The organism is Rhodococcus sp. NPDC078407 (assembly GCF_044542515.1).
GTDB lineage: Bacteria > Actinomycetota > Actinomycetes > Mycobacteriales > Mycobacteriaceae > Rhodococcoides.
In genome coordinates this window covers 125752-138879 of sequence record NZ_JBITUQ010000002.1, presented here as the reverse complement: position 1 = coordinate 138879, position 13128 = coordinate 125752, and the positions used below count along the sequence as shown (strand labels likewise).

At 59.4% G+C, this 13128-nt stretch carries 11 protein-coding genes; 2 read left to right on the top strand and 9 right to left on the bottom strand.

The window, feature by feature from the left end; translation table 11 throughout:
- The 4 genes from ACIGGF_RS03040 to ACIGGF_RS03025 all read right to left on the bottom strand — a co-directional run bounded on the left by ACIGGF_RS03040 (nt 1) and on the right by ACIGGF_RS03025 (nt 3920).
- Entirely contained in the window at nt 1–804 is an 804-nt protein-coding gene (locus tag ACIGGF_RS03040) for a glycosyltransferase (RefSeq protein WP_397519973.1), read from the bottom strand.
- Nucleotides 794–1702, bottom strand: coding sequence for a glycosyltransferase family 2 protein (locus ACIGGF_RS03035; protein WP_397519972.1), 909 nt, complete (start codon nt 1700–1702; stop codon nt 794–796). The genes ACIGGF_RS03040 and ACIGGF_RS03035 overlap by 11 nt, the downstream gene beginning before the upstream one ends.
- Complete coding sequence (locus ACIGGF_RS03030) at nt 1699–2943, bottom strand: hypothetical protein (RefSeq protein WP_397519971.1); 1245 nt, start codon at nt 2941–2943, stop codon at nt 1699–1701. Before ACIGGF_RS03030 ends, ACIGGF_RS03035 begins: the two co-directional genes overlap by 4 nt.
- Before the next feature lie 431 nt (nt 2944–3374).
- The gene (locus tag ACIGGF_RS03025) at nt 3375–3920 is read right to left on the bottom strand and encodes an acyltransferase (RefSeq protein ID WP_397519970.1); all 546 of its coding nucleotides are present in this window, start codon (nt 3918–3920) and stop codon (nt 3375–3377) included.
- 246 nt (nt 3921–4166) lie between these two features.
- Between ACIGGF_RS03025 and ACIGGF_RS03020 the strand changes: the two genes are divergently transcribed.
- Nucleotides 4167–6314: an acyltransferase family protein gene (locus tag ACIGGF_RS03020; protein ID WP_397519969.1), complete on the top strand. Its 2148-nt coding sequence runs from the start codon at nt 4167–4169 to the stop codon at nt 6312–6314.
- Between the two features lie 34 nt (nt 6315–6348).
- On the opposite strand, the gene ACIGGF_RS03015 is transcribed toward ACIGGF_RS03020, so the two are convergent.
- The 4 genes from ACIGGF_RS03015 to rfbA all read right to left on the bottom strand — a co-directional run bounded on the left by ACIGGF_RS03015 (nt 6349) and on the right by rfbA (nt 10009).
- Nucleotides 6349–7326 (bottom strand): GDP-L-fucose synthase family protein, encoded by a 978-nt coding sequence (locus tag ACIGGF_RS03015; protein ID WP_397519968.1) that lies wholly within the window; start codon nt 7324–7326, stop codon nt 6349–6351.
- Nucleotides 7323–8345: a GDP-mannose 4,6-dehydratase gene (gmd, locus tag ACIGGF_RS03010; protein ID WP_397519967.1), complete on the bottom strand. Its 1023-nt coding sequence runs from the start codon at nt 8343–8345 to the stop codon at nt 7323–7325. The genes ACIGGF_RS03015 and gmd overlap by 4 nt, the downstream gene beginning before the upstream one ends.
- A 195-nt stretch (nt 8346–8540) precedes the next feature.
- Complete coding sequence (locus ACIGGF_RS03005; protein ID WP_397519966.1) at nt 8541–9140, bottom strand: dTDP-4-dehydrorhamnose 3,5-epimerase family protein; 600 nt, start codon at nt 9138–9140, stop codon at nt 8541–8543.
- Nucleotides 9137–10009 (bottom strand): glucose-1-phosphate thymidylyltransferase RfbA, encoded by an 873-nt coding sequence (gene rfbA / locus ACIGGF_RS03000; RefSeq protein WP_397519965.1) that lies wholly within the window; start codon nt 10007–10009, stop codon nt 9137–9139. The genes ACIGGF_RS03005 and rfbA overlap by 4 nt, the downstream gene beginning before the upstream one ends.
- A 773-nt stretch (nt 10010–10782) precedes the next feature.
- Here rfbA and ACIGGF_RS02995 point away from each other — a divergent pair.
- Nucleotides 10783–11466 carry an SGNH/GDSL hydrolase family protein gene (locus ACIGGF_RS02995; protein WP_397519964.1) on the top strand — a complete coding sequence of 228 codons (684 nt, stop codon included), beginning with the start codon at nt 10783–10785 and terminating at the stop codon, nt 11464–11466.
- A 224-nt stretch (nt 11467–11690) separates the two neighbouring features.
- On the opposite strand, the gene ACIGGF_RS02990 is transcribed toward ACIGGF_RS02995, so the two are convergent.
- Nucleotides 11691–13127 carry an oligosaccharide flippase family protein gene (locus tag ACIGGF_RS02990; protein WP_397519963.1) on the bottom strand — a complete coding sequence of 479 codons (1437 nt, stop codon included), beginning with the start codon at nt 13125–13127 and terminating at the stop codon, nt 11691–11693.
- Nucleotide 13128 lies beyond the last annotated feature (1 nt).

The following is a 13128-nucleotide window of genomic DNA, read 5'->3' as shown; positions in this document are numbered from 1 at the left end:
TCATCGATCACCCACCCGAGCTCGATGCGACAGCACCGAGCGTGCGAGCTGTTTGGATCGCGCCGAGTACTCGACCATGCGCGATGCCACTGCGGTGATGTCCTTACGCCCCCAGGGGTAGTAGCCGGCTGTGTCCCAGGCCCGTCGAATGTCCGCGAAATGTTCGCGTTGTGGGCGGACGCTGCCGGCTCCTCCGGCGTCGAAGTTGCACAGCACGGCGTCGATGACGACCGGGCGTTCCAGTTGCGCTGCCTTCAACATGTACAGGTGATCCGCAGCCAGCCCGAATTCCACATCGTACTGGCCGACGCGTCGGGCCAGGTCCATTCCGAACAGCGCCGCCTGGTGCGGGATCGGCCGAATGCCGAGAGCGAAACCGCGCATGTCGAAGGGGCTGTACCCCCATTCCAGACCCTCGCGTGCCGGGTCTCCGACGATGCGGGCTCGTCCGTGACCCCATCGATCGCGCACCGATCCGGCCGCGGTCAGTGCCGACATCGCCACCGCTGCAGAGTCGGATCCGGCGAAGCAATCACCGGAGTGCATCAGCCACACGACATCTCCGGTTGCCCGGTCGATGCCCTGGTTCATGGCGTCGTAGCGTCCACCGTCGGGTTGCGACTGCCAGTACGACGGCTGGGCCTGTTCGAGCAGCATCTCGACATCAGGTCCCGATCCGCCGTCGATGACGATGTGTTCGACGGGATAGTAGGTCTGTTCGGCCACGCTGCGCAGCGTGCGCAGAAGCCCCTCAGGATCCTGGAAGCTGATGGTGACGATGCTCAGCCTGACGTCACTGGGCATGGGAGGTCACCTGCTTCAGTGCCGTTCTGCCGAACTTGGCCGCGGCATACAGCATCGCGGGTACACCGGGCCTGCCTTGGGAGAAGCCACTGACAACCGACCGGCGGATGCCGCGAAGCGACTGTGCGGACGCGGCCGCGGTCACCGCGCTGAACAAGAAGTAGTCGCCGCGTGCGCGGGCCGTCGCATCACCGAGGTGTTCGCGCCCCCATTGGATGTACCTTTCCGACACGTCGACGGACCGGCGCGAGACCGAATTCTCACTGACGTTGTAGATCGAATAGCATTGCGCGACTTGCCGGATGACCAAATCAGGAACTGTGCGCTGTAGTTCGATGAGCCAACCGGGTTCGTCGTGAATGGAATCGGGCGCATAGTCGAGCGGCACCTCGAAAGCCATCGACCGTGGGAAGCACAACGTGCTGCTCTGCAACATCGCGTCACCGAGGGTGAATCGGTGGAGGGTGAACAAGTAGTCGGCGACGGACTGATCCTCAGTGATCAGCGTTCTGGGCCAGATCTTTTCACGGCGTCCGGGCTGTCGGACGGCGCACTTGCATGTCACGACCCAGGCGCTGCCCTTCACATCTGCCACTTCCGCGAGCTGGCGTTCGAGTTTGTACGGATGCCACAGGTCGTCATCATCGAGCAGTGCGATGACGTCACCGGTCGACTGCACGATGCCGAGTTGCCGCGCGCTGGCTCCGCCTGACCCCGGCCCGGTGCGGACGACGCGGACCCTCGGGTCCTCGGGAAGACTCAACGGCTCGGTGGTATCGGCGACCACGATGATCTCGGAAACGGCAATCGATTGGGTCAAAGCACTGTGAACGGCACCGGCGAGGCTCGCCCTGCCGATGGTGGGAATCACCACGCTGATACTTGGATGACAGGTCATCGTGTCACCGCCGATGCGTGGCGACCTCGAGCTGCGCGGTTGTCTCGCAGCAGACGCGTCAGCAGGTGCGCGTCTTCGGTGTCGTTGTGATGGCGACCGTCCGAATTCAACGCGACACAACAACATGCGACGCATGCAAAAACTGCCGGGAGGTTGTACGACCACGGCGAATACAGGATGTCCCAGACGGCCTGCATTCCGATGTACATCATCAACGGTGTCCACGGACCCGCGGAATCGGCAACGAAGATCAGGCGGTAGCAGGCCCACAGCAGCCACGCCGGCAGCAGAACCGCCAGTACCCCGGCTTCGGCCCACGACCCGAGCAGGATCGAATGCAGCGAGATCGACCCATCGCTGAGCTTCCATGCGTACTCGAAGGGGAATGATCTGTCGAAACCGAGCGCCATAGCGAAGTGTTGGGCTTGGGCATACGCATCGTGAGAGATGTTGTTCGCTTCGCCCCACCCCAATAGCGGTTGGTGCGCAATAGCAGTGAGCGAAAGCGGGGGCTCGGTACGGCCGGCAAGGAGCATGGGTATCGAACCATCCGATTGCATCAGCACCTTCTCGCGCAGCGATCCGCCGAGCAGCCCCACCCGCGCCGAGTATTCGAGCGCCCAGCTGAAACCCACCGCAAAGACGCCGAGGGTCGCGACGCGAGTGCCCAGCGACAGGGCACCGCGCTGGTACTTGGACAACACGAGCAACACAACTACTGCGCAGCAGATCACCGAATGCGACCTGAAATTCAGGACGAGGCTCAGCGCCCCGAGGGCCATGAGCGCCGCAACAACCGCGGGTGTGCGAACTCTGCGGGCCGCCAAGACGTAGAGCACCGCGATCGTCGCCGACGGCGCAACCCCGTATTTCCACAGGTCGACGGCATTGCCGGCAGACGTGAGAAAGGTGCCGATCATCGCGTAGAAGAACACCGAGCCGAAGGCGATACCCAGCAGCACCGTTGCGATCCGTTCGGCATCGCCGGCCAGCACGGTAATTCCGCAGAAGTACAGCGCGAACGACGCGAAGGCGAAGACGTCGGGCGAAAGGTAGCTTGTGCCGTTGACCCACGCCGATGCCAGGTACGCCCCGGTGCCGACTGCCGCAAACACCAGTGGAGTGGCACTTCGGCGCCGCGGGCCTGGAAGCAGGTAGGCCAATGCGATGGCAATGCAGACGAGGGAAAATCCCGTGACCGTGAAGTTCATCAGCGGCAACGCGGAAGTGCAGCCCAGCACGAACAGCCAGACTCGTTCCGGAAACCGGAGATGAGCAGGTTTCTGATCAACTACCCGACTAGCTCGCGGCTTGTCGCGAACGCGAGCGGACGCAACGCGCACTGCGCTTTTCGGCCTTGACCCGCTCCTGAACACCTCGGCCTCGGGAAGAAATGTGAAATGTGAACGACTGGAATGACTTCCGTGGTAGATCACACTCATCGGCACGTACCCCGTTCATTCCCTGAAGTGCACTATGAGTAGTATTTCCGGCAGCCTAGCGCGAGATTTAATTCCGTGCAGCGCATTGCGTAGAGCAACAAAAGCAACCTTTACACTTTCGCGATCAAGCCCCCTTTTCAGGAACCAGTATCGCTTTCGTACTCCTAAAGTAGGGCGGAAACCGGTCGCCCCCCAATACAACCCAGCCGAGAAGATACCTGGATACCGTTTCAGGGACCGGGGGTTAATCCGGTTGGCAAACCACGTTTGCGCTCGGCTGGGATGCCCGCATAAAAACCGTTCGGTACGCAGTTCTTGGTCACCACACTTCCTGATGCGATGACACATCCATCGCCGATGACGACGCCGGGAAGTACGGTCACACGGGCCCCGATCCAGCATCCCGCGCCGACGACGATCGGCGAATTTTCCACGGTTCCTGCACGATCCAGTTCGCCACCGATGTGGTGCCCACATGTCACGAACATCGATTCGTATCCGACCCGGGTGTCCGCGCCGATGGTGACATCCGCCCCCAGGTCGAAGAAGCAACCGTAGTTGACGAACGCTCTCTCCCGCAGCGTCAGCCCTCGCCAGGCACCGAGGAATACGCCAGGGTTGACCAATGCTGTCGGGTGCACATCGTGTCCGAACCTGCGGAGCAACGGGTTTCGCAATTTTCGTGGCACTGCCACACTCGCCACCACGCGATTCATGACGACGTCTCGGAGGACTTGATCCAACTCACCGAGGAGAATCTTCCACTGCAGCTTCATCGCGACAGAATAGCCGCGAACTGCCCGGTGCCGTCGGTACGATGAGCCGAAATGTGAAGCCGTGTAGGTCGTTCAATTACGAAAATTCCGGTATGACAGACCGCATTCGCCTCCCGATTCAGCATCAGGTTTGTTTCCAGTATGGGCAAATGAGACATTGCAGCGAAATGGACATCGGCGCGTTACGATTCGCCGAATAACCGACCTCTACGTTCGTTTCCGACAAACTCCCGTGAGGACCCGTGGATGACCACGACCCAGCCGCCGACTACCCCACGCCGACGCCGGCGACGGACCGCTACGTCCACCACGCGCGCGGATATCCAGGGCCTTCGCATGGTGGCAGTTCTACTGGTGATCGTTGATCATCTCTTCGGTTGGCCGAGAGGAGGTTTCATCGGCGTCGATGTGTTCTTCGTCGTCTCCGGCTTCTTGATCACCGGCCTGCTGCTGCGGGAGTACGACAAGACGGGCACCATCTCGTTCGCCGGGTTCTACCGCCGCCGAGTCCGACGCATCGTCCCTATCGCGACGTTGGTGTTGGTGTTGACCACAGTCACAGGGGCATTGGTGTATGCCTCGTCTCGTGCTGCATCGATAGGTCTGGATGCGGTGTGGGCGTTCTTCTTCGCGTCGAATTGGCGGTTCGCGATCCAGGGGACCGACTACTTCAACGCGGACGCGGCCATCTCCCCGTTGCAGCACTATTGGTCATTGTCTGTCGAAGAGCAGTTCTACTTCGTGTGGCCCGCCTTGATGCTCGCCATCGGCGTGGTGGTGACGCGCCGATCGTGGCCCATCGACGTCAAGCGCATCCTGTCGGCCGCGGTAATGGGCCTGATCGTCGTGACGTCGTTCGTCTGGGCGATGTACGAGACCGCCACCGATCAGTCCTGGGCATACTTCTCCACGTTCACGCGAGTGTGGGAACTCGGAGTGGGCGCGCTGCTGGCCATCGGAGCGGGTTGGGTTTCACGCTTACCGCGGGTTGCTCGTGCACCCCTGGCGTGGCTGGGGCTCGGTTTCATCGCGGTGGGTGCCGTCGTCATCAGCGAGTCCGGCTCGTTCCCTGCTCCTTCCGCGGCACTTCCGGTACTGGGTGCGGCACTGGTGATCGCGGCCGGAATCGGAGGCACCACTCCCTTCATCGCTCCCCTGACCCACAAGGTGAGCGTCTACCTCGGGGACATCTCCTACTCGTTGTATCTGTGGCACTGGCCGTTGATCGTGATCTTGGGATCGCTCATGGACGCGAACGGGTACTACTACGTCACGGTGGTGTTCGCGACGTTCGGCTTGTCTGTCGCGTCGTACCATTTCGTGGAGGATCCGATTCGCAGATCGAACTTCTTGGAGCCAAGAGCCGTCCGCGCCGAGGCGAAGAGGGGTCGGAAAAACCGACTGAGCAGAGGGTCCAATCCCCCTGCAATGCGATATGCCGGGGTCGGAGCATTGACACTGGTGACCGTCGCCGTGGCGGCCTTCTCGCTCGGGCCTCTCGACCCGCCCACAACTCCGCCGGCCAGGATCGCCACCGCTACGGCAATCGACTCCAACGCGACCGCGGTGCCCCTCGGACCGGCACAAACCGCCCTGGCCGCCGAGATCGACGCCGCAGTAAATGCCACCGAGTGGCCGGTTCTCACTCCCACGATGGACGAAGCCATCACCGGCGCTCAAGCTCCGGGTGGAATCGCTGAATGTGGACTGGTCGACCGGCCAGACGCGGCCCAGTGCACATGGGGTGCTTCCGACGCACCGAAGACAATGATGATTCTCGGCGATTCGATGGCGATGAGCTTCGTGCAACCCATCAAGAATTTCGCGGAGGCGAGCGGCGGGCAGTGGAGGGTGCGCTCGGAGGCCATGTTCGGTTGCACCTTCGTCGACATGGACGTGACGACGCAAGACGCCGGCACCTCTGCGGCCTGCCCATCGCGAAAAGCTGCTGCGATCGCCGCCGTGAACGAGGTGAGACCCGACGTCGTCATCATCACCAACCTGCACTCCGACATCGCAGCGGAATTGTGGATCCCCGGCGTGAAGCGGCTGACGGATCAATTCGCATCGAACGTGGGAAAGATCCTGATCCTGGCCGCACCGCCGAATGACAAGAAGCCCGCGGACTGCTACACCCGCGCAAGCAAGCCCGCCGACTGTCTGAGCAGAGTGACGGACACCTGGAAGGTACGATCGCGCGCTGATCGCAACCTGGCTTACCGAGTGGGCGGAACGTACGTCGATACCCGCAGCCTGTTCTGCACGCCCGACAACTACTGCCCCAGCTTTGCTGGAACGACTCCCATGAAATCCGACTCTGCGCACATGACAATCGAATACGGTGCAAAGGCATCGCTCGCGTTCGCGGAAATGCTACTCACGAACGGGCTCTGAACGAGCTGAGACCGCTGACCTGTCCATCGCGTGGCTACTGACGAATGCGGTCGATGTTCTTGCGGTACCAGCGAACCGTCGAACGAATACCCTCACGCAGCGAGATTGCTGGTTCCCATCCGGAGTTTTTCAGCGTCGAGACGTCGAGCAGTTTGCGCGGCGTACCGTCGGGCTTCGATGTATCCCAGTCGATTCGCCCCGAGTAGCCAACTTCTTCCGCGACCATCTCCGCGACTTCTTTGATGGTCTGATCCTCGCCTGTTCCGACGTTGACCTGACGGGGACCGTCGTAGCGGTCCAACAGATGTAGGCACGCGGACGCCATGTCGTCCACATGAAGAAACTCCCGCTTGGGAGAGCCACTACCCCAGTTGGTGACTGCCGCCGTTCCGTCGCGGGTGGCGTCGTCGTATCGGCGTATGAGAGCGGGCAATACATGCGAACTTTGGGGCGAGAAATTGTCTCCGGGGCCGTACAGGTTGGTCGGCATCGCGGATATCCAGGGCAATCCGTACTGCTTGCGGACCGACTGGATCTGAAGAATCCCGGCAATCTTGGCGATTGCGTATGCATCGTTGGTCGGCTCGAGTGGACCGGTGAGGAGGTATTCCTCTTTGATCGGTTGCGCCGCGTGCTTGGGGTAGATGCAGGACGACCCAAGGAACAAGACCCGTTCGACACCGAACTGTAGCGCCGCGTCGAGTACGTTGACCTGCACTTGCAGATTCGAGGAAATGAAGTCGACGGGGTAGGTGCTGTTCGCCAGGATTCCGCCCACTTTGGCTGCGGCAAGTACAAGGTTGGTCGGGCTGTATTGCTCGATGTAGTCGAAAACCGCTGCGCGGTCGCGAAGGTCGAGATCGGCCGAGGTTTCGCCGATCAGGTTGGTGAAACCACGGCCTTCGAGGTGGCGCCACACTGCCGATCCGACCAGCCCCTTGTGCCCGGCAACGTAGAACGTTGCGTCGCGATCGAGCGTTCTGGCTCTCTCTGTGCACTCGAGTGTGCTCATGGCCAGTCCGCTAACGCTGGTGTGTCGATCCAGGGCTGTCCTTCGTGGGCAAGAGCCTCACAATCGGCATCAACCATGATTCGCGCGAGTTCAGGAGCATGGACCGACGCTTTCCAGCCCAGCTCTCTCTCAGCTTTGCTTGCGTCACCGACCAATGCGTCCACTTCGGTGGGACGGAGATAGCGATCGTCGAATTCGACGTACTGCCTCCAATCGAGGCCGGCGTGCTCGAATGCGACTGTCAGAAAATCTCTCACCGTGTAGCTACCTCCGGTGGCGAGCACGTAATCCTGTGGCCGATCTGCTTGCAACATCCGCCACATCCCCTCGACGTACTCAGGTGCGTAACCCCAGTCCCGTATCGCATCGAGGTTGCCCATATAGAGACGACTCTCGACACCTGCTCGGATACGCGATACTGCTCGAGTGATCTTGCGCGTCACGAATGTCTCACCTCGACGGGGTGATTCGTGATTGAACAGGATCCCGTTGACTGCGAAGAGCCCATAGGCTTCGCGATAGTTCCGAGTGACCCAGTAGGAGTAGACCTTCGCTGCTCCGTACGGCGAGCGCGGATAGAACAGAGTGTCTTCGTTTTGCGGCGGCGGGCTCGCACCGAACATCTCGGAACTCGATGCTTGGTAGAACCGGCATTTGACACCTGCCAGTCTCACTGCTTCGAGCAGCCGAATAGATCCCATTCCTGTTGTGTCACCCGTATGTTCGGGCTCATCGAAGCTGACGCGTACGTGTGATTGTGCAGCAAGGTTGTACACCTCGTCGGGGCGAATATCGGCCATGAGCATCAACATTCGCGTGCCATCGCTGAGATCCCCGTAGTGGAGGAACAACTTCGCTGCGGACACGTGGGGGTCCACGTACAGATGCTCGATTCGCAACGTATTGAAGGTCGATGCACGACGGATCAGTCCGTGCACTTCGTAGCCCTTGGAAAGCAATAATTCCGCGAGGTAAGAACCATCCTGACCGGTGATTCCCGTTATGAACGCCTTTTTCATACCTGCTCCGTTCGGGCACGCCGAGCATGCTGGGGCAAGCGTACAAGGGGACCGAGATTAATGCAGAGGATCAGGCCAGCGCGAAACACACTGTGTAGCTGTATTTTTCAATGCACCGCGGGCTTTATGCCCGACGCCGACCCGCAATCCAGTATCAGGACTCTTAAGCATCAGCCAATTCGGAGACCGTTCGGTTTACGGATGTCCATCCGCATAAAAGGTGGGCAAGTTCCCTGCTTCGAGGGCTTCGGCGAGTGTGGGGGCGGCTTTGTCCTTGTCGGAGAGTTCGTAGGTCAGGGGCGATCCGTCGCGCGCGGTGGTGGGCCAGTCGATGCCCAGGGCGGGGTCGAGGGGGTTGATGTCTCGGTCCAGTGCCGGGGTGTACTCCAGGGAGCACAGGTACATGACGGTGGAGTTGTCCTCCAACGACAGGATGGCGTGGCCGAGTCCTTCGGAGAGAAAGACCGCTTTGCGGTCGATGTCGTCGATGAGCACGCTGTCCCACTGCCCGAACGTCGGTGACCCGACTCGCAGATCGACGATGACGTCGAGGAACGCCCCGCGGGCGCAGGTGACGTATTTCGCCTGCCCGGGCGGGTTGGTGGTGAAGTGAATCCCGCGTAGGACACCGGCGGCGGAGACCGAGCAGTTCGCCTGCTGCAGATCCAATGCTCTTCCGGTGGTCTCGGCGAAGAGGCCGGCTTTGAACCATTCGAAAAACACGCCGCGGTCGTCGCCGAACTGGCGGGGGGTGTATTCGTAAGCGCCGGATATTGTCAGTTCGCGGAAGGTCATCGGTTCCCTCGGTCGATCAGCTCGAGCAGGTAGCGGCCGTAGCCGGATTTGACGAGCGTGTCCGCGCGGGCACGGAGTTCGTCGTCGGTGATGAATCCTCGACGCCACGCAACTTCCTCCGGGGATCCAATCTTGAGACCCTGGCGTTGTTCGATGGTGCGCACGTAATTCGAGGCGTCGAGCAGGGAGTCGAAGGTGCCGGTGTCGAGCCAGGCGGTGCCGCGCGGGAGGACTTCGACCTGGAGGCGTCCGGCGTCGAGGTAGTGGCGGTTGACGTCGGTGATCTCGTACTCCCCGCGGGCGGAGGGTTGCAGGTCGCGGGCGATGGCGATGACGTCGTTGTCGTAGAAGTACAGGCCGGGGACGGCGTAGTTCGATTTCGGGGCGGCGGGCTTCTCTTCCAACGAGATGGCTTTGCGGTTGTCGTCGAATTCGATGACGCCGTAGGCGGTGGGGTCGGAGACCTCGTAGGCGAAGACGGCTCCGCCGTCGATGCGCTCGAAGCGGGAGAGTTGGGTGCCCAGGCCGGGGCCGTAGAAGATGTTGTCGCCCAACACCAATGCTGCGGAGTCGGTGCCGATGTGGTCCGCTCCCAGGACGAAGGCTTGGGCGAGGCCGTTCGGTTCGTGTTGGACCTTGTAGGTCAGGTTGATGCCGAATTGGGAACCGTCGCCGAGCAGGCGGGTGAACTGGTCGGCGTCCTGAGGGGTGGTGATGATGAGGATCTCGCGGATCCCGGCGAGGATCAGCGTCGAGAGTGGGTAGTAAATCATCGGTTTGTCGTAGACCGGGACCAGCTGCTTGCTGACGCCCATCGTGATCGGATGAAGCCGCGAGCCCGTGCCGCCCGCCAGAATGATTCCCCGCATGAACCCGCAGTCTTCCAGACCCCACGATCACCCGCTCGGTTCAATAATCACGCCGTTACCGACCCATCAGCGTCCATGAAAACGCCAAACCGGTGTACCAGTAGGCGCGCCGACGCTCAACTCCTGTAAGTCCCAGACAGACACCTGTCAGCACGCCTTCGTGGGCGACAAGTAATTCGCTGGTACGGCTTTTGCGTGCTGACCGGCCACTCCGTCGCGGATGACGACCGTTGCTTCTAGCGCATGGAATGACTATCCGAACGCATGAGCGACGGGATGACAGCCTCAACTACAACCACCCAGTAGCACCAGGTCATTGTCAGCGGACCGGCGAACCAGCAGTAAAAGAGCGGACACACGCCCCCGCGACTGCACACTTACAAGGTCCCCGGGTATGCGCCTATGTTCGCTTCACTGCCCGGCTTTGTCTTTCCACAGACAAGCCATGCATTATTTTGTGTTTCGGCGTACGAACAATAGCGTACTCGGTACGATTTACCAACGAGCCGGGACGACCTCATCGTCCATAGCATGGATACCACCCACGGCAGAGTCAACGCCCTACGTCCATGCGCGGCAGATTACAGGACAAATTGAAATGAGACGCATTACATCATTAGCAACTCGATCCGAACCATTGGCTTGCGTAGTTGGTAGATCCCAGCTCTGAAGCGAACCCCAGGCCGCCATGGTGCACAATAGTACGTATGCTAAATCGATGGCGGGCTGAGCATCAGAGATATGGGAGTCGACTTCCCAAAGTAGCCGTCGCCATGGTCATAATGACCGCGATAGCAATCGTAGCCACATTCTGGGTGCAGGAAGCCAGGATGGAGCGCCAAATGGCCGCCAGCGGAGACCGTGCTTTCATCCCCCAACAGAGGCTCCCAGTATCGATCATAGGCGACTCGTACACCGTTGGGGTTGGTGCCAGCTCGAACAGAGGCTACATCGCGCAAGTGTGCCGTGAACTGGACTGGCAGTGCCAGACGGACGCACAGCGCGGCACTGGCTACACGACCTCTGGATTCGTGGACGATAATGCCCAGCCGTACGCCGCGCGACTAGGCCAAGTCATCGACCGACAGCCCTCCGTCGTGGTCGTTCAAGGTGGAACATTCGATTCCGATGCCTCATTTGAGGCAATTGCCGCGGCAGCACAAGACGTCTTCTCGACTCTAACAAGTCAAATCCCAGCCGCGAAGATAATTGCAGTAGGCACCACAAACCCCCCGGGAATCCGTTTCGGGCGCGAAATCATCGTTCGCGATGCGATTGCTTACGCAGCGGCCAATACAGGAGTAGCATTCGTTGATCCAATCGCAGAAGGATGGCTCGATCCCACGATCGACTACATCACCGCCGACAACCTCCACCCGAATGACATTGCATACGAAAAATATGCCCAAAGGTGGATTGCTGACATGCGGACACTGGGCGCAGCCGGGCCAGCATGATTCACCATTTGCCAATCACTGCAACCATCCGAATCTAAATCATTTGCCTTCGTCTTGAGGTCCTGAACCGCAGCAGGACCAAGTCACCTAGTTCGAACAAATTTAACAATTAGGTAAGGCTTAGAGATTAAAAACACCGGTTCGATACAGTACGGCATTCACGGAGTACCCGCCGCCGAACAGTAATCGCAGCCTAAAGTCTGTCTGACGTCAGTTTAGATCTATCAACCGCACGCTTTCCGGCCGAGAAACGCCATCCAAAACTGGACGCCGAACCAGTATCGATGCGGCAGCACAACGATTCCGCCAACGCCGCCGATTACAAACACGGACCCTAAAAATCCAGCGATCAACCAATCCGCAGGAGCTCCGACCAACCTGCCCATAAGGACACTGAACGCAAAAGACATAGACGCGTAACCCAGCGGAAGATACATTGAACTGATCCGAATTTTTAAACTCCGCCGACATACTTCGAGGTACTGAGCCGTCACAAACACGCATCCCAAAGCAATCCCAGCAGAAACCCATACGATTCCGAAAGTCGACAAAGCGTAAACCGAAGCTACGACCCAAATGCACAGAAATGCGTTCGACATCACGACCAAGCTAGAACGGCCAAGGACATGCAGCGCTGGAGCACATATCACCAGCAATAGTTGGAACGGGGCACTCAGACTAAGGACCTGCAGTATCGGCACCGCCGCCGACCATTCGGAACCGAAGATGCCAAGCACCAAAAAGTCAGCCCACGCAAACATTAGCCCGCATGCCGGCGCACCGATCAAGACAACGCCGCAAGCGATTCGAAGAAACTCTTCGCCAGCAAACGCGACTGACCTGTCGAGGGCATGCCGCATCGCTGGCAGGCTCACCCTGCCTATTACACTGCCAAAAGCGGTCACAGTTACTGTAATCAGCCGGTAAGAGATCGAGTAATTACCCAATGTCACGGCACCTAAGATAACTCCAATCATTACATTGTCGAGATTACGCCACGACTGCGTTAAGAGCTGCGCAGCGGTCATTCTTAGCGAGTAGTAGTGCCCATAAATAACGTCACCATCAAATGCCCGGTTGAAGTCATGACGATAAACAACTGCAAAACAGCAAGATATTAGCCCAATCAGCAATTCAGTTACCGCAAATTGCCAAGCGATGGAAACGGCTCCGAAACCCGAAACCGCTAACCAAATACCGAGCCCCACACCCACTAATGGTCCGATTAGCTCCGCTATTCCCACTTCCCGAAACCGTAGAGCGCGCGACAGACATCCGACTGAGAATCCCGACAACGCCTGACCCAGGATAGCTAACGTCAGGATAAAAAACATCTCGCCCAGGACGTCATTTCCGGAGCCAACCATGTAGAAGCCCAACCCAAGTGTTCCTGCGGTAACTAGACCAAAGACAGCTGCATCGCCCGCTATTACTTGCCGAAACCACAATCTATCCAAAACGTTTCGAGTCTGGAGACTGCCATTGAAGGCAAAACCACAAATTACAAACAATACGGCACTTATCGATGTAACTTGCGAAGCAAGACCAAATCCCTCTGGGCCGAGAATTCGGGCGATTACCACGCTGCCAACTACTTGAATCACGAGACGCGAAACTAGGGCAAGGGCACTCCACCGGTATGCCGACGAGCTGTTGGGCATG

Bases quoted from the DNA above. Each gene is read 5' to 3' on its own strand.
- ACIGGF_RS03015 (WP_397519968.1), bottom strand. From the start codon at position 7,326: ATGAGCACACTCGAGTGCACAGAGAGAGCCAGAACGCTCGATCGCGAC.
- ACIGGF_RS03005 (WP_397519966.1), bottom strand. From the start codon at position 9,140: ATGACCTTCCGCGAACTGACAATATCCGGCGCTTACGAATACACCCCC.
- ACIGGF_RS02990 (WP_397519963.1), bottom strand. From the start codon at position 13,127: ATGCCCAACAGCTCGTCGGCATACCGGTGGAGTGCCCTTGCCCTAGTT.
- ACIGGF_RS03040 (WP_397519973.1), bottom strand. From the start codon at position 804: ATGCCCAGTGACGTCAGGCTGAGCATCGTCACCATCAGCTTCCAGGAT.
- ACIGGF_RS03025 (WP_397519970.1), bottom strand. From the start codon at position 3,920: ATGAAGCTGCAGTGGAAGATTCTCCTCGGTGAGTTGGATCAAGTCCTC.
- rfbA (WP_397519965.1), bottom strand. From the start codon at position 10,009: ATGCGGGGAATCATTCTGGCGGGCGGCACGGGCTCGCGGCTTCATCCG.
- gmd (WP_397519967.1), bottom strand. From the start codon at position 8,345: ATGAAAAAGGCGTTCATAACGGGAATCACCGGTCAGGATGGTTCTTAC.
- ACIGGF_RS02995 (WP_397519964.1), top strand. From the start codon at position 10,783: ATGGTCATAATGACCGCGATAGCAATCGTAGCCACATTCTGGGTGCAG.
- ACIGGF_RS03020 (WP_397519969.1), top strand. From the start codon at position 4,167: ATGACCACGACCCAGCCGCCGACTACCCCACGCCGACGCCGGCGACGG.
- ACIGGF_RS03035 (WP_397519972.1), bottom strand. From the start codon at position 1,702: ATGACCTGTCATCCAAGTATCAGCGTGGTGATTCCCACCATCGGCAGG.